Origin of the sequence: Streptomyces diacarni, assembly GCF_003323715.1 — a bacterium.
In the GTDB taxonomy this organism is placed as follows: domain Bacteria; phylum Actinomycetota; class Actinomycetes; order Streptomycetales; family Streptomycetaceae; genus Streptomyces; species Streptomyces diacarni.
The window spans coordinates 45869-66693 of sequence record NZ_QOIN01000055.1 but is presented as its reverse complement, the minus strand read 5'-3'; the positions used below and the strand labels follow the sequence as shown (position 1 = coordinate 66693).

General features: G+C 72.4%; 21 protein-coding genes. 12 read left to right on the top strand and 9 right to left on the bottom strand.

Annotated elements, in window-relative coordinates; all coding sequences use genetic code 11:
• Positions 1–54 precede the first annotated feature (54 nt).
• The gene (locus DTL70_RS27585) at positions 55–1317 is read left to right on the top strand and encodes an MFS transporter (protein ID WP_114024726.1); all 1263 of its coding nucleotides are present in this window, start codon (positions 55–57) and stop codon (positions 1315–1317) included.
• Here DTL70_RS27585 and qcrB read toward each other — a convergent pair.
• From qcrB to DTL70_RS34475, 5 genes are all read right to left on the bottom strand, one after another.
• Complete coding sequence (gene qcrB / locus DTL70_RS27580) at positions 1253–2905, bottom strand: cytochrome bc1 complex cytochrome b subunit (protein ID WP_245979859.1); 1653 nt, start codon at positions 2903–2905, stop codon at positions 1253–1255. The genes DTL70_RS27585 and qcrB overlap by 65 nt on opposite strands.
• Positions 2906–3069: 164 nt before the next feature.
• Positions 3070–3618: a hypothetical protein gene (locus DTL70_RS34480; RefSeq protein WP_245979856.1), complete on the bottom strand. Its 549-nt coding sequence runs from the start codon at positions 3616–3618 to the stop codon at positions 3070–3072.
• A complete protein-coding gene (locus tag DTL70_RS27570) occupies positions 3615–3998 on the bottom strand; it encodes a hypothetical protein (RefSeq protein WP_245979854.1) in 384 nt (127 codons plus the stop codon). The genes DTL70_RS34480 and DTL70_RS27570 overlap by 4 nt, the downstream gene beginning before the upstream one ends.
• A complete protein-coding gene (locus DTL70_RS27565) occupies positions 3995–5692 on the bottom strand; it encodes a cytochrome c oxidase subunit I (RefSeq protein ID WP_114024725.1) in 1698 nt (565 codons plus the stop codon). Before DTL70_RS27565 ends, DTL70_RS27570 begins: the two co-directional genes overlap by 4 nt.
• Complete coding sequence (locus DTL70_RS34475) at positions 5689–6516, bottom strand: cytochrome c oxidase subunit II (protein ID WP_245979851.1); 828 nt, start codon at positions 6514–6516, stop codon at positions 5689–5691. The genes DTL70_RS27565 and DTL70_RS34475 overlap by 4 nt, the downstream gene beginning before the upstream one ends.
• 269 nt (positions 6517–6785) lie before the next feature.
• On the opposite strand from DTL70_RS34475, the gene DTL70_RS27555 reads away from it, so the two are divergent.
• The 11 genes from DTL70_RS27555 (at position 6786) to DTL70_RS27505 (ending at position 15350) form a co-directional block, all read left to right on the top strand.
• Positions 6786–7193, top strand: a complete 408-nt coding sequence (locus DTL70_RS27555; protein ID WP_114024780.1) for a gas vesicle protein GvpO — start codon at positions 6786–6788, stop codon at positions 7191–7193.
• 34 nt (positions 7194–7227) lie between these two features.
• Positions 7228–7734 carry a gas vesicle protein GvpJ gene (gvpJ, locus tag DTL70_RS27550; RefSeq protein WP_114024724.1) on the top strand — a complete coding sequence of 169 codons (507 nt, stop codon included), beginning with the start codon at positions 7228–7230 and terminating at the stop codon, positions 7732–7734.
• Positions 7735–7736: 2 nt separating this feature from the next.
• Entirely contained in the window at positions 7737–8591 is an 855-nt protein-coding gene (locus DTL70_RS27545) for a GvpL/GvpF family gas vesicle protein (RefSeq protein ID WP_114024723.1), read from the top strand.
• Between the two features lies 1 nt (position 8592).
• The gene (locus tag DTL70_RS27540; RefSeq protein ID WP_114024722.1) at positions 8593–8916 is read left to right on the top strand and encodes a gas vesicle protein GvpG; all 324 of its coding nucleotides are present in this window, start codon (positions 8593–8595) and stop codon (positions 8914–8916) included.
• Positions 8913–9611 (top strand): hypothetical protein, encoded by a 699-nt coding sequence (locus DTL70_RS27535; protein ID WP_114024721.1) that lies wholly within the window; start codon positions 8913–8915, stop codon positions 9609–9611. Before DTL70_RS27540 ends, DTL70_RS27535 begins: the two co-directional genes overlap by 4 nt.
• A complete protein-coding gene (locus DTL70_RS27530; protein ID WP_342776514.1) occupies positions 9604–10686 on the top strand; it encodes an SRPBCC family protein in 1083 nt (360 codons plus the stop codon). Before DTL70_RS27535 ends, DTL70_RS27530 begins: the two co-directional genes overlap by 8 nt.
• A 15-nt stretch (positions 10687–10701) precedes the next feature.
• On the top strand, positions 10702–11145 hold the full coding sequence (locus DTL70_RS27525) for a gas vesicle protein (protein ID WP_114024720.1): 444 nt from the start codon (positions 10702–10704) through the stop codon (positions 11143–11145).
• Positions 11142–12065 carry a GvpL/GvpF family gas vesicle protein gene (locus DTL70_RS27520; RefSeq protein WP_114024719.1) on the top strand — a complete coding sequence of 308 codons (924 nt, stop codon included), beginning with the start codon at positions 11142–11144 and terminating at the stop codon, positions 12063–12065. Before DTL70_RS27525 ends, DTL70_RS27520 begins: the two co-directional genes overlap by 4 nt.
• A complete protein-coding gene (locus DTL70_RS27515; RefSeq protein WP_181861112.1) occupies positions 12052–12291 on the top strand; it encodes a gas vesicle protein in 240 nt (79 codons plus the stop codon). Before DTL70_RS27520 ends, DTL70_RS27515 begins: the two co-directional genes overlap by 14 nt.
• 32 nt (positions 12292–12323) lie before the next feature.
• Complete coding sequence (locus tag DTL70_RS27510; protein ID WP_114024718.1) at positions 12324–12620, top strand: gas vesicle protein K; 297 nt, start codon at positions 12324–12326, stop codon at positions 12618–12620.
• Positions 12621–12791: 171 nt separating this feature from the next.
• Positions 12792–15350, top strand: a complete 2559-nt coding sequence (locus DTL70_RS27505; RefSeq protein WP_114024717.1) for an ATP-dependent Clp protease ATP-binding subunit — start codon at positions 12792–12794, stop codon at positions 15348–15350.
• A 77-nt stretch (positions 15351–15427) separates the two neighbouring features.
• Here DTL70_RS27505 and DTL70_RS27500 read toward each other — a convergent pair whose 3' ends face one another.
• From DTL70_RS27500 to DTL70_RS27485, 4 genes are all read right to left on the bottom strand, one after another.
• Positions 15428–15616: a hypothetical protein gene (locus tag DTL70_RS27500; protein WP_114024716.1), complete on the bottom strand. Its 189-nt coding sequence runs from the start codon at positions 15614–15616 to the stop codon at positions 15428–15430.
• A gap of 105 nt (positions 15617–15721) precedes the next feature.
• Positions 15722–16987, bottom strand: coding sequence for an MFS transporter (locus tag DTL70_RS27495; RefSeq protein ID WP_114024715.1), 1266 nt, complete (start codon positions 16985–16987; stop codon positions 15722–15724).
• A 17-nt stretch (positions 16988–17004) separates the two neighbouring features.
• Positions 17005–18750, bottom strand: a complete 1746-nt coding sequence (locus DTL70_RS27490) for a hydantoinase B/oxoprolinase family protein (protein WP_114024714.1) — start codon at positions 18748–18750, stop codon at positions 17005–17007.
• Complete coding sequence (locus DTL70_RS27485; protein ID WP_114024713.1) at positions 18747–20810, bottom strand: hydantoinase/oxoprolinase family protein; 2064 nt, start codon at positions 20808–20810, stop codon at positions 18747–18749. Before DTL70_RS27485 ends, DTL70_RS27490 begins: the two co-directional genes overlap by 4 nt.
• Positions 20811–20825 lie beyond the last annotated feature (15 nt).

Here is a 20825-nt window from a genome sequence, read left to right as displayed (position 1 = left end):
ACAGCCCCTCGGGCGCGGATCGTGGGCGCCGTGCCGAAAAACACGCCGGGAAACATGCCGAGAAGCACGCCGGGCAGCCCGTCGGGCGAGGGATCGGGCAGGTCGGCCATCCCCCTGCTGTCCGTCGGGCACGGCTGCGTGGACGTCTACCAGGGCGCCGTGGCGGCCCTGGTCCCCTTCTTCGTCGCCGAGCGCGCCTACTCCTACGCCGCGGCCTCGGGCCTCGTCCTCGCCGCCTCCCTCCTCTCCTCCGTCGCCCAGCCCCTCTTCGGTGCGCTCACCGACCGGCGGGCGCTGCCGTGGCTGCTGCCCGCCGGCACGCTCCTGGGCGGCCTGGGGATCGCGTTGAGCGGGTTGAGTCCGTCCTACGCGCTGACGCTGCTGTGCGTGGCCGTCTCCGGGATCGGCGTGGCGGCCTACCACCCCGAGTCGGCTCGCGTGGCGCGGCACGCGAGCCGGGGGCGGCACTCGGCGATGGGCTGGTTCTCCCTGGGCGGCAACCTCGGTTTCGCCGCGGCTCCGCTCATGGTGACGGCCGTCGTCGCGTGCGGTGGGCTGGGCTACTCGCCCCTGTTCGTGCTGCCCGCGGTTCTCGGCGGCGCGCTGTATCTGCCCGTCGCGCGTGCGCTGAGGACCTTCGGCCGGAGCGCGGACGGTGCCGCGCCGCGCCCGGGAAGCGACGACAGGCGCTCCTTCGTCCGCCTGTCGCTGGTGGTGGTCTGCCGCTCGGTGGCGTTCGTCGGGCTGAGCACGTTCCTCTCGCTGTACGCGCAGCAGCGCACCGGGGGCGGCGCGGCCGCGGGTACGGCCGCGCTGTTCGTGCTCTATCTCGGTGGCGCGGTGGGCACGGTGCTCGGCGGCAGCCTGGCCAACCGGTGGGGCAGGGTGGCCGTGGTCCGCCGGGCCTACCTGGTCACGGTGGCGGCCGTCGCCGGAACGGTGCTTGTTCCGGGCCCGCTCCTGTACGTGTGCGTGGCGCTGACCTCGGCGGGGCTGTACGTCCCCTTCTCTCTCCAGGTCACCCTCGGACAGGACTACCTGCCCAGCCGCGTGGGAACGGCCAGCGGCGTCACCCTCGGTCTGGCGGTCAGCGTCGGCGGCCTGGCCGGGCCCGCCATCGGGGCCCTCGCCGACGCCACGTCGCTGCGGACGGCGCTGACGCCGCTGATCGTCATGCCCGCGCTGGCGTGGCTGCTGGCCCGCACCCTGCCGGAGCCGGGCCGGCTCCGGCCGGCGCGGACGCGCGGCGGGACTACTTCCCGCCCGCCTGCTGCTTCTCCTTCGCCCCCGGCTCCTCCGGCTCCTCCGGCGGGGTGAGGATCTTCTTCACGACGCGCCGCTGCTTCGGTGTGCGGTCGGGTTCCACGCGCTCGCCGTAGTACCAGAAGTACAGCCGCCGGCGCAGGGCTCCCGTGCGGCGGGCCTCGTCGGCCGTGAGCCGGGGCGGGACGTCCTTCACCAGGATCGTGTGCTGCTCGGCACCGGCCAGCGGCGTACGCGCCTCCTGGTAGCCGCCGGCGACCTGTTCCACCTCTCCCGTACCGTCCCCGGCGCGCAGCCGCACCCGGTCCTGGGCCTGCAGCCCGAGACAGACTCTCCTGGTCAGCCAGAAGGCGAGCGGGGGCGCCAGGAAGAACGCGCCCCGGAAGATCCACGTCATCGACTCGATGGGCCAGGTGAACAGCACGGACAGCACGTCCTGTCCGCCCGCGCCCAGCAGCACGGCGTACGTGGTGACACCGGCGACGCCCAGGCCCGTGCGCGTGGGCTGGTCGCGCGGCCGGTCGCACAGGTGGTGCTCCTTCCAGTTCCCGGTGACCCACCGTTCGAGGAACGGATACGCGTACAGGACGAGGAGGAGCAGCGAGGGGATGACGACCCCGGGGATGAAGGCGTCCCAGACCACCGTGTGCCCCCACAGCCTGGTCTCCGCCTGCGGCATCAGCCGCAGCGATCCCTCGATGAAACCGACGTACCAGTCGGGTTGGGAGTTGATGCTCGCCTGGTCGGCGCGGTAGGGCCCGTAGGTCCAGATGGGGTTGATCTGCAGTGTGGCCGCCAGCAGCGTCAGCACGCCGAACACCGCGAGGAAGAGCCCGATCGACTTCGCCGTGTACTGCGGCACCATCGGCTTGCCGACCACGTTGCGGTTCGTCCTGCCCTTTCCCGGCCACTGGGTGTGTTTCAGGTAGACGACCAGGAAGAGGTGCACGGTGATGAGCGCGATGAGCAGGCCGGGGATGAACAGGACGTGCGAGATGAACAGCCGTGGGACGATCTCGTGCCCGGGGAACTGGCCGCCGAAGACGAAGAAGCTGACATAGGTGCCGACGATCGGGATCGAGACCATGATGCCCTGGAAGGTGCGCAGTCCCGTGCCGGACAGCAGGTCGTCCGGGAGGGAGTAGCCGGCGAACCCCTCCAGGAGCGAGAGTCCGAACAGTGTCACGCCGATGATCCAGTTGACCTCGCGGGGCCGCCGGAAGGCTCCGGTGAAGAAGATGCGCAACAGGTGGATCCCGATGGCGGCCACGAACACCAGTGCGCCCCAGTGGTGGATCTGCCTGATGAGCTGGCCGCCCCGGATCTCGAAGGAGATGCGCAGCACCGACGCGTACGCCTCGGAGGCGTTGACGCCCCGCAGCGGGATGTACGCCCCGTGGTAGGGCTCCTCCGCCATGTCGGGATGGAAGAAGAACGTCAGGTAGCTGCCGGTGAGCACGAGGACGAGGAAGCTGTAGAGGGCGATCTCACCGAGCAGGAAGGACCAGTGGTCGGGGAACGCCTTGCGGAGGAGTTCCTTTCCGGCCTCCATCAGCGGCAGGCGTCTGTCCAGCACCCGGGAGGCCCCCAGGGCCCGCTCCCGCCGTCTCGCCTGCCGCGCCTTCCGTCGCAAGAGCAGCACCTGCGCTCGCCTCCTGGCCGCTGTCCCGTGGTGGTGGCGCCGGCATCTCCCGCGGGACTCCTACCGGTCGCCCTTGCAGCGGTCCCGGTGCGGCGAAGCCTTCAAACGCCGCGTTCCCCCAACGAGGTCGCGCCCTGGGACCTTGCGGGGCGCGCGGGGTGCGCTCAGGGTTCGGCGACGTGGGCCGCCCGTGCACGTGCCGGTACAGGGGCGCTCTCCTCCCGCTGCCGCCCGCGTTCCTCGGCCGTGACCCACCGCCAGGTCAGGGCCGCCGCGGCGAGTCCGACCGGCAGCATGCCGACGATCATGGCCAGGCCGCCGGCCGCGTGCCCGCGAGCGAGCGTCGCCACCACGGGGACGTCCAGGAGGGGGGCCGCGACGAAGAGGTAGAGGCAGCGTTCCGCGTCGCTCAGCCGCCTCCCCGGACCGAGAACGGGCAGCCAGAACGCCAGCCCGGCGGCCACCAGTACGGCGTACATCGCGGAGCGGGCCACCGTGCCCGGCGCCAGGAAGCTCTCCGCGAGCGTGACCGCCGCGTGCGCGAGGACGAACCCGCTCAGCGCGGCGCCCGGCGGCGGGGAGAGCCGCCGGGCAGCACCGTCCCAGGGCAGCCAGCCCCGCGCGGCGAGCAGGAGCCCCGGCAGCACGGCGGACAGCAGCAGTCCCGTCCCGGCCATCGTCCAGATGCTTCCGGCATGCTGGTCGGCCGTCATACGCTCCCCCGGCTCCGCCGCCTGAGGGCGAGGACGGCGGCGACGAGCAGGAGCGGTCCCGCGAGGGCGGCCAGCCAGGAGCCGAAGACGAACATCAGCCCGCCCACGGCGAGCCCGCACGCGGTGAGCAAGACGACGGCCCCGCCGGTGCTCGGCACCCGGTAGCGCGTCAGCTCCAGCGGGCCGCGGGAGCAGGAGACCAGCACGGCGCAGCACGCCAGTACGAGCACGAGGAAGGCATCCGCCCACAGCAGCAGCGCCAGTTCGCTCTCGCCGTACGCGGTCAGGACACCGAGCAGCACGGCGTTGAGGCACGCCCAGCCGCCGACGACCACGGCACCGGGGTGGCGCCGCAACCAGCGCGGCACCGGCCCGCTCACGCGCGCTCCCCGTTCGGGGTCCGATGCGGTGCCCGGTGCCGCCCTTGCCGCATCCGGGCGTCGAGGAGGGGCGCGTTGCTGGTGAGAGGGGGAAGCGGGTGCGTGGTGGTGAAGTTGTACCGCGGCGGCGGCGAGGGGGCGGCCCACTCCAGCGAGTTGCCCTGCCAGGGGTCGGCGGGGGCCGGGACGCGCCGTCTGAAAGCCTGCTGGAGGTTCAGGGCGAACGCGATCATCGCGGCGGCGAGGAACCCCGCGCCGATGGAGGCCAGCAGGTTGAGCAGCCCGAAGCCCGCCCACTCGGGGTAGGTGGCGACGCGGCGCGGCATGCCCAGGTAGCCGAGGCCGAACATCGGCAGGAAGGTCAGGTTGGTGCCGATGACCATCAGGGTGAAGTGGACGCGTCCGAGCCGCTCGTCCAGCATCAGCCCGGTCACCTTCGGGAACCAGAAGTAGAGCGCGGCGAAGAGGCCGAAGGCGCTGCCGGCGAAGAGCACGTAGTGCAGGTGGGCGACGATGAAGTAGCTGTCCGTCACGTGGTAGTCGAGCGCCGGGGTGCCGACCATGATGCCGGTGAGGCCGCCGATGAGGAACTGCGGGATGAACGCCAGCGCGAACAGCATGGGGGTGCGGAAGACGAGGCGCCCGCCGAGCACCGTACCCACCAGGGCGAAGTACTCGATGCCCGCGGGCACCAGCAGGGCGATCGAGGTCAGCGAGTAGTAGTCGTTGGTCGCCTGTCCCGTGGCGAACATGTGGTGGCCCCACACGCTCATCGACAGCGCCGCGAAGACGAGCAGCGAGATGACGGTGCCCTTGTAGCCGAAGAACCTGCGCCGGGAGAAGACGGCCAGTACCTCGCCGACGGCCCCCAGGTAGGGGAAGAACATCACGTAGACCACCGGGTGGCCGTAGAACCAGAACAGGTGCTGGTAGCCGATGTTCCACGCGTTCGAGTCGAAGACCGTGGGGTCGGCCCTTCCCACGGCGAGCATGACCAGCGCGGCCAGCAGCGAGGGGAAGGCGCCGATCACCATCAGGGTGGCGGCGATCATCGACCAGGTGAAGACGGGCATCCGCAGCATCGTCATACCCCGGGCCCGCTTGCGCAGCGCGGTCCACAGCACCGCCCAGCCCATCAGCAGCGCCCCGACGGTGGCCATGAAGACGCCGACGATCCACAGCGGGGTGCCGTCGCCTGGCGAGTAGGTCGAACTGGCCATCGGCGGGTAGGAGAACCAGCCGTCCGCGTGCGCGCCGGTCGGCATGGCGAAGCCGGAGAGCATCAGGACGGCCCCGAGCGCGTAGAGCCAGTAGCCGAACAGGGTGGCGCGCGGCATGGCGACGGCGGGCGCGCCGATCTGGAGCGGCACCAGGTAGACCCCGAGCCCGATGGCGAACGGGGTCATGACCATGTAGATCATGCCCGAGCCGTGGATGCTGAACATCTGGTTGTACATCGACGAGCCGAAGAAGTTCTGCCCCGGCTGCGCGAGTTGGCTGCGCATCAGCAGCGCGAGGACGCCCATCAGGAAGAACAGGACCATCGCGGTCGCCATGGTCAGCAGCCCGACGCGCTTGTGGTCGGTGGTGGTCAGCCACCCGAGCCAGGAGGCGGGCCGTACCGGCCGGGAAGCGCCGGTGGGCTGGGCGGCCTGCGGTGGGGAGTCGGCGGGCGGGTCGGGGGCCAGGGTCATGCCGCCGCTCCCCCGGTGGGACCGTCCTGCTGGTGCTGGGACACCCAGTCGTCGTACTCCTCGGGGGAGACGGCCTTGAGCCAGAACTCCATGGCGTGGTGGCGGTCACCGCAGAACTCGGCGCACCGGCCGATCCAGCGGCCCTCCTTGTCGACGGTGAAGGTGAAGCTGTTGGTGTGGTCGGGGAAGGCGTCCATCTTGTAGCGGAGTGCGGGGACCCAGAGGGAGTGGATCACGTCCAGTGAGGTCAGGTTGATCCGCACGGTCCGCCCCGTGGGCACGACGAGGGTGGGCAGCCGACCGTCGCGGCAGTTCGCCGTGGTGGTGGCCGCCCGCGCGCCGTCTGAGCGCTGCCCGTGCGCGCCGCCGGAACCGTGGCCGCCGTCCGCGGCGTGGTGTGCCTCCGCGGCGTGGTGTGCGTCTGCGGCGGGGCGGGCGTCGGGCCCGTGGCCGCTGCGGGCGGCCTGGTGGGCGCCCGGGGCGGGGTGGGTGAATTTCCAGCACCACTGGAAGGCGGTCACGTCCACCTCCACGGGGGCGGCCTTCCCCCCGCCGCGCCCCGCTGCCTGGGCGTCCCCGCCCGGGTGCATCCAGTCGTTGGCCGAGGCCGTGTAGACCACGAGGCCCGCCGCGATGACGACCAGCGCCGCGAGGTAGCTCACCTCCAGCCGCGGACGCTCCGAGCGGGGCGAGGGGCCGACTCCGGCCCCCGCGCGGCGCCGGATCAGCGAGTAGAGCAGCGCCGTCAGCACCAGGAGGAAGACCACTGAGGCGATCACCGTCTCGACGGTGAGGACCTGAGCAAAGACGCGCCGCTGTTCCATGCTGGCTCCTCCCGCACCGCGCCATATGCCCGTTATGCGGGGAAACCGTACGCACGACTCCTCGGCGAGCCCCACCAGACACACCGGGGCCCCCGCCCGGCACGGCCCCGCCAGGGGACGCAGGGCCGGAGAGGGAGCCGGGGTGCCGGGCCACGACGGCTTCCGAAAACGCCCCGGAGCTCGTGACGACGGGCCGCCCGCGCGATCCCGGGACCCGGATGGGTCAGCACCGGATGCCGGGGGTGACCGCTGCTGAACAGACTGTGCTCATGCCGGAGCAACGTGAACAGCGGGCCCGACCCGCCGCGACATCCGCTCAGTCCGCCGCGAAGACGGCCTCGAGGTCCACGTCGAAGCCCGCGTCGAAGTCCGCTGCGAAGGGCGCCACCAGGAGCGGCTCCACCTCGGCGTCCGCCAACGCGTCCAAGGGGCCCGAGGAGGCCGCGCGGCGCGCGTCGCGGAGCCTCACCCGGCTGATCGGGCACGAGACCGAGGGCATCTCGGCCGTGCGCAGAGCGGAGAACGGCTGGCGGGTGCACGTCGACGTGCTGGAGGTGCCGCGCATCCCCGACACCACCAGCCTGCTGGCGACCTACGAGGTGGAACTCGACAGCAAGGGCCACCTCGCCCAGTACCGACGGATCCGGCGCTACCGGCGCGGCGCGAGCGACGACTGACGGCTCCGTGCCCGTCCGAGAGGGAGAGCCAGCCATGACGACCACCACCTACAACGAGGCCGCGGTCTGCGTCCCGCGCGCCGGGACCCTCTACGACGTCCTCGAACTGATCCTCGACCGCGGCATGGTGATCGACATCTTCGTGCGGGTCTCGCTCGTGGGGATCGAGATCCTCAAGATCGACGCCCGCATCGTGGTCGCCAGCGTCGACACCTACCTCCGCTTCGCCGAGGTCTGCAACCGGCTCGACCTCAACCAGGACGCCTCCAGCCGCACGGTGCCCGACCTGTTCGCCGGCATGGCAGGCGGCGTGGCCAGGGGCGGCGCCAAGAAGGCCGCCAAGTCGGTGGGCGGCAAGGTCAAGGACGCCATCGGCATGGGCGACGAGGACGACGACGTCGAGCGCGAGGACTACGACGCGCCCGACGAGGAGGAACCCGAGGAGGCACCCCGGGCACGACGCGGCTCCGGCTCCCGCTCCCGGACGGCTTCCGCCTCGCGGGCGGGCTCCCGCGCCGCCCGGCGCACCCAGGAGGCGTGACCATGAGCACAGGGTCCCGGCTCTACGTCTACGGCATCGTGCACGCCGACCGCACCCTCCCGCCTTCCACCCGGGGCGTGGGCAGGCCTCCGGCACGGGTCGGGCTGCTCCCGGTGGGCGCGCTCGCGGCCCTCGTCAGCGACGTACCGCCCGACCTGCGGGCGCGCCGCCGCGACCTGATGGCCCACCAGGAGCTGCTGACCGCGCTGGGGACCGAGGGGCCCGTGCTGCCGATGCGGTTCGGCATGGTCGCCGAGGACGCGGCCGCGGTCGAGCGGGCCGTGCGTGCGGCGGCGCCGACCCACCTCGCGGCGCTCGGGCGCCTGGAGAGCCGCACCGAGATGAACCTCAAGGCGATGCCGGTCCAGTCCGCAGTCGAAGCCCTGGTGCGGGACGACGCGGGGGTGCGGCGGCTCGCGGCGGACGTGCGGCGCCGACCGTCCTACGAGGGCAACGTGCGGCTCGGGCAGGCGGTCGCCGAGGGCTTGGCCCGCCGCGCCACCGAGGCCGCCGACGAGGCGCTGCGCACGCTGGTCCGGCTCGCCGAGGAGGTCGTGCGGGGCCCGGAGGTCCCCGGATGCGTCCTCAACGCCTCGTTCCTCGTCCCCCAGGCGCGCGGCGAGCGGTTCAGGGCGGCGGTGGAACAGTTCGCGGCCGCGCACCAGGAGCGGGTGGAGCTGCGCCTGACGGGCCCGCTGCCGTGCTACAGCTTCGTCCCCCGGGAGCCGGAGGAGTTCGAGGAATCCCGGAGCTCTCCGAAGCCACCGGGGTCTCCGGCATCCCCGGCGTCCGAGGAAGGGGAAGCGCCCGGCTCCCCCGACGGCCCCGCCGTCCGGCCCTCCGCCGTGGGGAGCTGACGTGGGGCTGCTCAGCGGGGTACTGCTCCTGCCGCTGGCGCCCGTGCGGGGCGTGGAGTGGGTGGCGGGCCGGCTCCTGGACGCCGCGGAGCAGGAGCTGTACGACCCGGCGACGGTCCGGGCACAGCTCGGCGAACTGAACCGGGCGTACGAGGAGGGGGAGCTCACCGAGGAGGAGTTCGAGCGGGAGGAGGAACGCCTGCTCGACCTGCTGGAACAGCCCGGACCGAGCGCCGCGGCCGGCACCCGCACCGTGACCACGTCCACCGCACGCACCGCGTCCGACATGACCGAGACGTCACCGAACGCAAGGAATCAGGCATGAACGACAGTTGCAAAACGGCCGTCCTCGCGGGGGTGGCGGGCGGCTACCTCCTCGGCCGTACGAAGAAGGCCAAGCTGGCCCTCGCCGTCGGGTCGCTGGTGGCGGGACGCCGTCTCGGCCTCGACCCGCAGGAACTGATCAGCAAGGGCGTCCGGAAGATCACCGAGACGCCGCAGTTCGAGGAGCTGGCCGACCAGGTCAAGGACCAGATGATGGCCGCGGCCCGTACCGCGGCCGGCTCGGTCGCCAACCGCCGTATCGAAAGCCTGACCGACTCCCTGCGCGCCCGTACGGACCGCCTCGGCGGCCACGACGGGCAGGGAGGGCAGGGAGAGCAGGACGGGGGCGAAGGCCGGGAAGAGGGCCGGGGCGAAGGCCGGGAAGAGGGCCGGGGCGAGGGCGAGGACGAGGACAGCGGCGAGGCCGAGGGCGCGAGGTGGCAGAAGAGCTCCCGGGAGCGGCAGCGGTCCGAGGACGGCGGAGAGGGCGGGGAGAGCTCCGGCGCGTCGGACGGGGCGCGGCGCGAGCGCCCCCGACGGGCGGCGGCCTCCAAGGACAGCGGCGGAGGACGCGCACGTCAGAGCACATCCTCCGACGGCTCATCCGCCGGCAGGCCGCGAAAGAAGGCGTCCTCGAGCAGTTCGGCGCGGACATCCGCCGACCGCTCGGACCGCAGGAGGGAGCGCCGTGGCTGAGCAGAGCGGCAACAGCGGCGGCGGCAGCTCGCCCTTGGAGCAGCTGCGTGAGCAGCTCATGGAGTATCTGGGCGCGTCGGGCAAACAGGTCGTCGGCAAGGTCACCGACAAGCTCACGGACCTCGCCGACCCGGAGAAACTCAAGGAAGTCGGCGGCGGCGACCTGGCCGGCACGGCCGCCCGCGCCATGAAGGGCGAGAACCCGGTCAAGGCGATGGTCTCCGAGAAGGCCAAGAGCGCCAAGGACAAGGTGGCCGGCAAGGCCAAGGAGGCGGTCGGCATGGGCGGGGGCAGCAAGGCCGGGGACCTCAAGGCCATCAACATCATCGAACACGTCGACATCGGGCGGCCGCTGCGCGTGGTCTACAACCACTTCACGCAGTTCGAGGACTTCGGCAGCTTCATGAACGGCGTCTCCAGCGTCTCGCGCGACGAGGAGGACGAGGAGGACGAGACCAAGACGACCTGGAAGGTGCGCGTCTGGCCCTCGACCCGCAGCTACGAGGCGACCGTCTCGGAGCAGATCCCCGATCAGCGGATCGTGTGGTCGTCCGAGGGGTCGAAGGGCACCACGAACGGCGCCGTCAGCTTCCACCGCATCGACGAGAACCTGACCCGCGTCGCGGTGGTCGTCGAGTACTACCCGTCCGGTTTCTTCGAGAAGACCGGCAACATCTGGCGCGCCCAGGGCAGGCGGCTCCGCCTCGACCTCAAGCACTTCCAGCGCTACGTCACGCTCCAGTCCGACGAGGTGGACGGCTGGCGCGGCGAGATCCGCGACGGCGAGGTCGCCCGCGGCCACGACGAGGTGGTCCAGCAGGAGGAAGAGCAGGAGAAGGAGAGACGGGAGCGCGAGGAATCCTCGGAAAACGACGACGGCGAGGGCCGGGAGCCGGGCGAGGACGACGAGAACGCAGACGAGAACGACGACGGCGGTGCCGACCGGGACGAGGACGACGGTGAAGGTGAGGACGAGGGGGACGAGTTCGATGACGAGGACGACGAAGACGACGACGAGGATGAAGGGGACGAAGGGGACGACGAAGACGACGAGGACGACGATGGGCGGCGTTGAGGGGGCCGGCCGGCCGTGACCGAACACACCGCGGAACGCCCGCTCAACCACGCGCCGTCCACGCCCTCGGGGCCGACCAACCTCGCGGACATCCTCGAACGCGTCCTCGACAAGGGCATCGTCATCGCCGGAGACATCAAGATCGACCTCCTCGACATCGAACTGCTGACCATCCGGCTGCGCCTGTTCGTCTCCTCCGTCGAGACGGCGAAGAAAGCCGGCATCAACTGGTGGGAGACCGACCCCGCCCTCTCCACCCGCGCCCACCGGGACGCGGTCGAGGACGAGAACAAGCGGCTGCGGCAACGAGTCGCCGAACTGGAGGCGGGCGGGCCCCAGGAGGAGCAGGGGGCGGCGGAGGCCGACGGGGAGAGCCACCAGGGCCGGCGCGGGGACGCGGGCTGGGACGAGAGCCGCAGCCACAGCTGGCACCACGTCAAGGAAGGGCAGCGCAGATGACGCAGACGGTACGCGGCACCGGGCCAGGACCGGAGACCTCACCGGCCGCCGCCTCCTCCCCCGCCGCCCTGTCCGCCACCTACGTCTACGCCGTCTGCCGGGGCTGTGACCCGGAGGTGTTCGCCGGGCTGCCGGGGCAGGCACCGGGCGCTCCCGTGCGGCTGCTGCGTTTCGGCGCGCTGGAGGCCGTGGTGCAGGACGTGCCCGCCGCCTCGTTCGGCGAGGAAGCCCTGCGGGAGCGGCTGGGTGACCGGGCGGAGCTGGAGCGCTGCGCCCGCGCCCATCACGCCGTGATCGCCGCCGCGGCCGCCACCGCGGCGACGCTTCCGCTGCCTCTCGCCACGCTCTACCTGGGTGACGGGCGGGCACGCGCCGCACTGAGCGCCGACGCGAGCCGTTTCCTGGACGCGTTGCGGCGGATCGCCGGGCGGGTCGAATGGGGCGTGAAGGTCTACGCGGGCCGGGAGGTCCGGCGCGGCCCGGGCACGGAGCGGCGGAATGCCGGTACGGGCACGCCCGGGCGTGTGGCGGCGCCCGACGGCCCCGACGACAAAGCCGCGCGAGGCACCGCCGCACGCCCAGGGCACGCCTACCTGGAGCGGCTGCGGGGTGTGCGGCAGGAGCGGGAGCAGCGGCAGGAGGCGGGTCTGGGCGCCGCCGAGGCGGTGGACCGGGCGCTGGGCGGCCTCGCCGTGGCGAGCCGGCGGCTGCGTTCGCACGACACGGCCGTCACCGGCGGCCGTGGAGCGCAGCTGCTCAACGCGGCGTATCTGGTGGCCGAGGGGCGGCGGGACGAGGTCGCCGAGGCCGTCGGGGCCGTGCGGGAGCGTCCGGAGTGCCGGGGCGTCGAGGTGGAGCTGACCGGTCCGTGGGTGCCGTACTCGTTCGTGGACGGAGGTGAGCGCGATGCCCGTGGGTGAGCACGTGGGCGAGGTGGTGCGGTGGGAGGGCCCGGACAGCGGGGCGCCGCTCGGCGTTCCGCTGGTGGATCTGCTGGACCGGGTGCTCAACACCGGAGTGGTGGTCAGCGGTGACCTGGTGCTGGCGATCGCGGAGGTGCCGCTGGTGCGGCTCTCGCTGAACGCGCTGCTCTCGTCCGTCAACGAGCGGGTCGCGGCTCCCTGGGGAGACGGGGGGCCGCTGTGACAACGTCGGACCCTCGCGATCCGCCCGGTGCCGTGCACCGCCCCGCGTCCGAGGGCCGGACCGGCCGGCTGGAGCTGGACCCCGACCGGGTGGGCCGGGACCTGGTGTGCCTCGTGCTGACCGTCGTCGAACTGCTGCGTCAGCTCATGGAGCGCCAGGCGCTGCACCGCTGCGATCTGGGGGACGTCTCGGACGACCAGATCGAGCGGATCGGGACGACGCTGATGCTGCTGGACGAGCGCATGGACGAACTGTGCGTCCAGCACGGGCTGACGCGGGACGACCTGAATCTCGACCTCGGCCCGCTGGGAACCCTCCTGGAGCGGTGAGGGGCGGCCAGACCCGGCACACCGGACGTGAGCGCCCGCGCACGCGGGGTCGTCACGGTCGGTGCCGTCGTACGCGTGTGGTGCGGGCGTTCACGGGAACCCCGGTCGGTAGCCACTTCGCAGTCGACACAGCGTGGCCCGGCTCGGTCGGGTCAGCGGGACGGATACTCCATGACCAGCGGGTACATGGGTCCCGGAGGCTTCGGTCGGGACCCGTTCGAAGAGTTCGTCGCGCGTTTCCTCGGGGGCACTCCGTCCGGGGCCGGCGGGCAGCGCGGGGACCCGCGCCACTTCGACTTCTTCCGCCTGATGAGCGAGCCGGCCCGGCAGCTCGTCACCGACGCGGCCTCGTACGCGGCCCAGCACGGCAGCAGCGATCTGGACACCGAGCACCTGCTGCGTGCGGCGCTCGCGGCGGAGCCGACCCACAGCATGGTCGAGCGGGCCGGGGCCGACCCCGACGCGCTGGCCGCCGAGATCGACCGGGTCGCGGACGAGGGCCCGCCACGCAGCTCCATATCCGTCAGCCCCGCGGTGAAGCGGGCCCTGCTGGACGCGCACGAGATCGCCCGCTCCCGCGGCGCCTCCTACATCGGCGCCGAGCACGTCCTCGTCGCGCTGGCGGCCAACCGCGACTCCACGGCGGGACGGATCCTCAACGCGGCCCGGTTCGATCCGGGCTCCGCACGCGCCGGCGGCGGATCCGGCGGGGCAAGCCAGGGCGGGCCCGAGGCACCGGCGGGGCGGACGCGGCAGACGGGGGAGAGCAACACCCCCAACCTCGACAAGTACGGCCGCGACCTGACGGAACTGGCCCGCGAGGGCCGCATCGACCCGGTCATCGGGCGGGACGAGCAGATCGAGCAGACCATCGAGATCCTCGCCCGCCGGGGCAAGAACAACCCGGTGCTGATCGGCGAGGCGGGGGTGGGCAAGACCGCCGTGGTCGAGGGGCTGGCCCAGCGCATCGCCGAGGGCGACGTGCCGGACAACCTGCTGGGCCGCCGCGTCGTCCAGCTCGACTTCGGCAGCATCGTCGCCGGGACCCGCTACCGCGGCGACTTCGAGGAGCGGCTGACCGGGCTCATCGACGAGATCCGCGCCCACACCGACGACCTGATCGTCTTCATCGACGAGCTGCACACCGTCGTCGGCGCGGGCGGCGGCTCCGAGGGCGGCTCGATGGACGCGAGCAACATGCTCAAGCCGCCGCTCGCCCGCGGCGAGCTGCACGTCATCGGCGCCACGACGCTGGAGGAGCACCGCCGCCACATCGAGAAGGACGCGGCGCTCGCCCGGCGCTTCCAGCCCGTGCTGGTGCCCGAGCCCACCGTCGCGGACGCCATCGAGATCCTGCGCGGGCTGCGCGACCGCTACGAGGCGCACCACCAGGTCCGCTACACCGACGAGGCGCTGGTCGCGGCGGTGGAGCTGTCCGACAGGTATCTGACCGGACGCTTCCTGCCGGACAAGGCCATCGATCTGCTGGACCAGGCGGGGGCCCGGGTGCGGCTGCGCACGGCCACCCGCGGGACCGATGTGCGGGCGCTGGAGCGCGAGGCCGAACAGGCCCGCAGGGACAAGGACCAGGCCGTCGCCGCCGAGGACTACGAGCAGGCCAAGCAGCTGCGCGACCGGCTCACCGAGCTGGAGGAGTCCATCGGCCGCGACGAGAGCAAGCAGGAGAGCCGGGGCGACCACCGGATCGCCGAGGTCACGGTGGAGGACATCGCCGACATCATCTCCCGCCAGACCGGCATCCCGCTCAGCAACCTGACGCAGGACGAGAAGGACCGGCTGCTCGGCCTCGAGGAGCACCTGCGCGGGCGGGTCATCGGCCAGGACGAGGCCGTCACCGCCGTCGCGGACTCCGTACTGCGCTCGCGCGCCGGGCTGGCCGACCCGCAGCGGCCGATCGGCAGCTTCCTCTTCCTCGGCCCCACCGGCGTCGGCAAGACGGAGCTGGCGCGGGCGCTGGCCGAGGCCCTGTTCGGCAGCGACGAGAAGATGGTGCGGCTGGACATGAGCGAGTACCAGGAGCGGCACACCGTCAGCCGGCTCGTCGGCGCCCCGCCCGGGTACGTCGGCCACGAGGAGGCCGGGCAGCTGACCGAGACGGTGCGGCGCAACCCGTACTCGCTGCTCCTGCTGGACGAGATCGAGAAGGCCCACCCCGACGTCTTCAACATGCTGCTCCAAGTGCTGGACGACGGGCGGCTGACCGACTCGCAGGGCCGGACGGTGGACTTCTCCAACACCGTCATCGTGATGACGAGCAACCTGGGCTCCGAGGCCGTCACGGGGCGCGGCGCCGTCCTCGGCTTCGGCCAGGGCGACGAGGCCGACGAGGAGGCCAGGCGCGAGCGGGTGCTGCGCCCGTTGCGGGAACACTTCCGTCCCGAGTTCCTCAACCGCATCGACGAGATCGTGATCTTCCGCCGGCTCGACGACACGCAGCTGCGCCAGATCACCGACATGCTGCTGGAGGAGACCCGGCGCCGGGTGCACGCCCAGGACCTGTCGATCGACTTCACCCCCGAGGCCGTCGACTGGCTGGCCCGGCAGGGCTACCAGCCCGAGTACGGCGCCCGGCCGCTGCGCCGCACGATCCAGCGCGAGGTCGACAACCGGCTCTCCCGCATGCTGCTGGGCGGCGAACTCCAGCCGCACACCCGGCTGCTGGTCGAGGTGGCGGACGGGGAACTGGGCATCCGCACCGAGCCCGCGTAGGACGCGGCCCCTGCGCCGGGCCGGGTGCCGGGGGCCGAGCGGCGTCCGCGCTCCGGGAGGGGCGCGGGCGCCGCTCGTCACGTCTGCCGCGTGCCGGCCCGCTGGGCGATCTCCTCGTCGGCCACGGCGATGGCCGCGTCGGCGCGGACGTACCAGACCTCGCGCCTGGCCGGGGACAGGCCCGCCCAGGGATGGCGCTCCGCGCTGTATCCGAGGGTCGCGTACAGCGCCCTCGCGTACCGTTCGCGGCGCTCGTCGTTGCTCACGGGGTCTCCTGGGCGGTTCGGCGGCCATGCGTCCTCCCAGTAGACGAGCGCCTGTCGGGGGAGGTCAAACGCGCCGGGCGCGGGCCTTGGAGCCGCAGGCCGGCGTCAGTCCAGGACCCGGCCCCTGGTCTCCGGCATGAGCCAGATGAACAGCAGGGTCAGCAGGGTGCAGGCCATGACCACCATGACGATCGCCATGCCCAGGCCGCTGCCCGCCGCCGCCCAGCCGATGAGCGCGGGGCTGAACGCCGCGGCGCCGCGCCCCACGTTGTAGGTGATGCCCGCGCCCGTGCCCCGCGCGTGTGCCGGGAACAGTTCGGTGAACAGGGCGCCCTTGCCCGAGGCCTGGGCCGCGATGAAGAAGCCGACCACGAGGGCGAGCACCAGGTTGTACCAGAGGGCGTCGACGGGTATCGCCATGAACAGGAAGCCGAACACCGCGGTCCCCAGGTAGAAGACGGTGAAGGCCCAGCGGCGTCCGATCCGGTCGTGCAGGTGGCCGCCCAGCACGTAGCCCAGCCAGTTGCCGACGATCATGAACCACACGTAGAGCGCCGTACTGCTGACGCTGAGCCCGCGCTCGTCCTTCAGATAGAGCGGGATCCAGGTCTGCATCGCGTAGGTGCTGCCCAGCCCCGTCGCGCCGAACAGCGTGCCGAGGACGGTGACCTTGCGCAGGCCCGGGGAGAACAGCTCGGCGAACGCGCCCTTCTTCCGCGGGTTCCCAGGGGCCGCGTCCGCGGCGGCGGGCGCGGTGCGCTTCCGCGGGAGGTCGCGGAGGTTGCGCCTGATGACCAGTGCCACGAGTGCGGGCAGGACGCCGACGGCGAACATGACCCGCCAGGCGACCGTGTCCGGCAGCCAGACGTGGCTGAGCAGGTAGGAGAGGTTGGCGCCCGCCCAGCCGACGGCCCACGCTGACTGCACCCACGCCAGTGCCCTCCCCCGGCGTTCGGGTGCGGCGAACTCGGCCATGAGCGCGGCGCCCACCGGCCATTCGGCGCCGAAGAAGAACCCTTCGAGGGTGCGCCACAGCAGGAGGGACTCGAAGTTGCGCGAAGTGGCGGTCAGTCCGGTGAACAGGGCGTATCCGCAGATGACCAGGACCAGGACCTGTACCCGGCCGAAGCGGTCGGCGAGCCTGCCGCCGACCACGCCGCCTGCGGCCGAGCTGAGCAGCGCCGCGGAGGTGGCCAGGCCGCCCTGTGCCGTCGTCAGGCCGAAGGCGGCGATGATGCCGCTGAGTGCGAGGGGGAACATCTGGTTGGTGAAGCCGTCCAGGCCCCAGCCTGTCCAGGTCGCCCAGGTGACGCGGCGGGCGAGAGACCTGTCCACCGCCGGGGGCTGGTGGGGTGCCGATGTGGTGGTCATGCCTGCACTCCGTTCGGTCACTGCCGGTCGTGGTCGCTTGCCCGTCCGAGCCCGTAGAGGTCGTGTGCCGCACGTGCGGTGATGCGTTCGTTGCGCAGGTCTTCGCGCACCTGTTCGGGGTCGCGGGCCGCAGGTTGCCCGAAGCCCCCGCTGCCGGGGCTCTCCACCCTGAGCACGTCGCCGCGGCGAAGCCGTACGCCCGAGAGCCTGCCGCCCGGCAGCTGCCGCTCGCCGTCCCGGCCCGGGTTGACCACGAAGCGTCCCGGGCTGCCGTCGTGTCCGCCGTTCAGCCCCCAGGGCCGGGTGGCCTGCCGGTCGGCGTGCGCGGAGAACTCGGCGCCGTCACCGAGGACCCGTACGTCCCTGCGCACACCGAGCCCGCCACGGTGGGTGCCGGCGCCGCCGGAGTCGGGGATGAGCTCATAATTGTCGACGAGGAGCGGGTACTCCTGTTCCAGCGCCTCGATCGGCAGGTTGGAGGAGTTGGTGATGTGGACCTGGACGGCGTCCATGCCGTCCTTCGTGGTCCTGGCACCGCCACCGCCCGCCACCACCTCGGGGTAGACGAAGAAGCCGTCCCCGTGCTCCCCCGAGAACGTCACGTAGGTGACGGTGCTGTGACTCGCGGCCGGTACCCGGTCGGGCAGCGCGGCGGCCAGCGCGCCGAGGACGACGTCGGCCACCCGCTGGCAGGTGTCCGTACGGGCCGTGACGGGTGCGGGCTCGCGCGGGTTGACGATGCTGCCCCGCGGGGCCGTGATGCCGACCGCGTCGAAGAAGCCGCCGTTGGGCGGGATGCCGGGGTCGAGGACGGCCTTCAGCGCGTAGTAGACGGTCGCCTCCAACGCCGGTCGCACCACGTTGATCCCCACGGGCGACTGCGGGCCCGTACCGGCGAAGTCCAGCGCGACGCGGTCGCCGCTGACGGTGACCGCGACCTCGATCCGGGTACCGGGCCCGAGGTCGGCGTCCTCGCCCTCGCCCTCGGCCTGCTCGGGATCCATCAGGTCGCTGAAGCGGTACGTACCGTCGGGGACCTCGCGCAGCGCGGCCGCCAGCCGTTTCGCGGAGTGGTCCAGGAGGTGCGCGGTCGCCGCGTGCACCGTCGCCGTGCCGTAGCGCCTGTGCACCTCGCGCAGCTGCCGCTCGCCCACCTCCACCGACGCCAGCTGCGCGAGCATGTCGCCGCGGCGCTCGTGCGGCAGCCGCGAGTTGAGTTCGACGAAGGCCAGCGGCGCCTGTTCCACGCCGTCGGCCGTGGCGAACCTGACCAGCGGGATGCGCAGCCCTTCTTGGAAGAGCGAGTCCGAGTCGCCCGCGTTGCTGCCGGGGACCCGGCCGCCGATGTCGGAGTGGTGCGCGATGTTGGCGCTGTAGCCGACCAGTTCCGCGTCCGGTTCCCCGGCTGCCTCCCCGTACACGTAGACCGGCTTGACCATGGTGAGGTCCGGCAGGTGGGTGCCGCCGCCGCGGTAGGGGTCGTTGGTGAGGAAGACGTCTCCCGGCCGCACGGTCAGCTCGGAGGCGAGCAGCGCGTCGATCAGACCGGTCATCGACCCCATGTGGATGGGCATGTTCTCCGCCTGCGCCACCAGCTTGCCCTGCGCGTCGAACAGCGCGGTCGAGCAGTCGGAGCGCTCCTTGATGTTGGTCGAGTAGCTCGCCCTGCGCAGCACGGCGCCCATCTCCTCCGCGATGGTCACCAGGGACGCGCCGATGACCTGCACCGTGATGGGGTCGGGGGTGTGCGTCTGGTTCCTCAACGCTGCTCCACTTCGATGATGAGGTTGCCGTACGCGTCGACGAGCGCGGTGGCGTCGGGGGTGATGACGGTCGTGGTGTCGAGCTGTTCGACGATGGCCGGGCCCGGCAGCGCGGTTCCGGCGCGCAGCCCGGCGCGTTCGTAGACGGGCGTGTCGAGGGGGCCCGTCTCGTCGAAGTCGACCTCGCGGCGGCCCACCAGTGCCTCGTCCGGGTCGGATCCCGCTTCCACGGACGGCAGGTCCGGTTTGTCGACCACGGCGGCGGCGGTCAGTTGGATCTCCACGATCTGCACTCGCGCGTCGGCGTGTGCGTAGCCGTAGCTCTTCGTGTGCTGTTCGTGGAAGGAGGCCACCATCTCGGCCACGGCGCCGGAGCCGAAGTGTGCCGTGTCGATCACCCGCTGCGGCAGCGGAACCGACAGCTCGAAGTTCTGGCGTGCGTAGCGCAACCTGGCCTCCCCGGTGATCCTGGTCCGCGCGCCCGGCGGCGCTTCGGCCGCCAGCCAGCCGCGCGCGGAGTCGTGGGCCTCGCGCAGCGTCTCGTCGAGCTTCTCGGGGTTGTGCTCGTCCGCCTCTTCCAGTACGGCCCTGGCGAACTCGGCGCGGATGTCGGTGACGAGCAGGCCCAGGGCGCACAGGGTGCCCGGGTTCGGCGGCACCACGACGGTGCTCATGCCGACCTCCCTGGCGACTTCGACCGCGTGCAGGGGCCCGGCGCCGCCGAAGGCGACCAGGACGTAACCGCGCGGGTCCTCGCCCGCCTCGACCGACACCTTGCGCACGGCTGAGGCCATGTTCACGGACGCGATCCGGCCGATACCGCGCGCGGCCACCCCACGGTCGGCCGCCATCGCCTTCGCGACGCCGTCCACCGCGCGTCCTGCCGCTTCCTGGTCCACCGCGAGCGCGCCTCCCAGGATGTACCGCGGGTTCAACCTGCCGCGCAGCACGTTCGCGTCCGTGACGGTGGGCTGGTCGCCGCCCCGCCCGTACGCGGCAGGTCCCGGCTGGGAGCCCGCGCTGGCCGGGCCGACCTCCAGCGCTCCCCCTGGATCGACCCTGGCGATGCTGCCGCCGCCGGCGCCGACGGTGTGGATGTCGAGCGACGGGGTGCGCACGGGACGGCCGTTGATCCGGCGCTGGGTGGACACCAGGGCCTGCCCGTCGCGCACGAGGCACACGTCGGTGCTCGTACCGCCCATGTCGAAGGTGATCAGGTTGCCGAAGCCGGCCTGGCCCGCGACGTGGGAGGCCGCGACGACACCGGCCGAGGGCCCGGACAGCAGTGTGCTCACCGGGTGGCGGGCGACCGACTCCAGCGACATCATGCCGCCGCTCGAACCGATCACCTTGGGCCGGACCGGTACGCCGGTCGCCTCGATCCGCTCGGCCAGCCGCGACATGTACCGGTTGATCCGCGGTCCGACGTAGGCGTTGACCACGGCTGTCGAGAACCGTTCGTACTCCCTGAAGACCGGGGCGACGTCCGCCGACGCGCACACGTAGGCCTCCGGCAGCGCGGCTCGCAGGCGCTCGACGACCTCCCGCTCGTGCGCGTCGTCGCGGTAACTGTGCAGGAAGCAGACCGCGACCGCCTCCGGGTCCGCCGCGCGGATCCGGTCGACCACGGCGTCGGCGTCCTCCTCACTCAGCGGGACCAGCGTCGTGCCCTGGGCGGTCATCCGCTCCGCGACCGTGTGCACCAGCGACCTGGGGACCAGCCCGGGCGCCTTGTCGGCGTCCAGGTCGTAGAGATCGGGGCGCTGCTGGCGGCCGATCTCCAGTACGTCCCGCAGCCCCGCGGTGGTCACCAGCGCGGTGCGTGCCCCGTCGGACTCCAGCACCGTGTTGGTGGCCACGGTGGTGCCGTGCCCGAGATAACCGACGTCACCCGGTGCCGCCCCGGTCCTGCGCAGGATCGCGCGGACACCTTCGGCGACGGCGACGGACTGGTCGTCGGTGGTCGAGGGCAACTTGTGGATGTGGAACCGGCCGTCGGCCGTGTCCAGGGCGGTCACGTCGGTGAACGTGCCGCCGACGTCGATGCCGATACGTAGCATGGAACCCTCCTCCGC

Bases quoted from the DNA above. Each gene is read 5' to 3' on its own strand.
- DTL70_RS27545 (WP_114024723.1), top strand. From the start codon at position 7,737: ATGAGCACAGGGTCCCGGCTCTACGTCTACGGCATCGTGCACGCCGAC.
- DTL70_RS27585 (WP_114024726.1), top strand. From the start codon at position 55: ATGCCGAGAAGCACGCCGGGCAGCCCGTCGGGCGAGGGATCGGGCAGG.
- DTL70_RS27515 (WP_181861112.1), top strand. From the start codon at position 12,052: ATGCCCGTGGGTGAGCACGTGGGCGAGGTGGTGCGGTGGGAGGGCCCG.
- DTL70_RS27495 (WP_114024715.1), bottom strand. From the start codon at position 16,987: ATGACCACCACATCGGCACCCCACCAGCCCCCGGCGGTGGACAGGTCT.
- DTL70_RS27485 (WP_114024713.1), bottom strand. From the start codon at position 20,810: ATGCTACGTATCGGCATCGACGTCGGCGGCACGTTCACCGACGTGACC.
- DTL70_RS27555 (WP_114024780.1), top strand. From the start codon at position 6,786: ATGCCGGAGCAACGTGAACAGCGGGCCCGACCCGCCGCGACATCCGCT.
- gvpJ (WP_114024724.1), top strand. From the start codon at position 7,228: ATGACGACCACCACCTACAACGAGGCCGCGGTCTGCGTCCCGCGCGCC.
- DTL70_RS34480 (WP_245979856.1), bottom strand. From the start codon at position 3,618: ATGACGGCCGACCAGCATGCCGGAAGCATCTGGACGATGGCCGGGACG.
- DTL70_RS27505 (WP_114024717.1), top strand. From the start codon at position 12,792: ATGACCAGCGGGTACATGGGTCCCGGAGGCTTCGGTCGGGACCCGTTC.
- DTL70_RS27535 (WP_114024721.1), top strand. From the start codon at position 8,913: ATGAACGACAGTTGCAAAACGGCCGTCCTCGCGGGGGTGGCGGGCGGC.
- DTL70_RS34475 (WP_245979851.1), bottom strand. From the start codon at position 6,516: ATGGAACAGCGGCGCGTCTTTGCTCAGGTCCTCACCGTCGAGACGGTG.
- DTL70_RS27565 (WP_114024725.1), bottom strand. From the start codon at position 5,692: ATGACCCTGGCCCCCGACCCGCCCGCCGACTCCCCACCGCAGGCCGCC.
- DTL70_RS27520 (WP_114024719.1), top strand. From the start codon at position 11,142: ATGACGCAGACGGTACGCGGCACCGGGCCAGGACCGGAGACCTCACCG.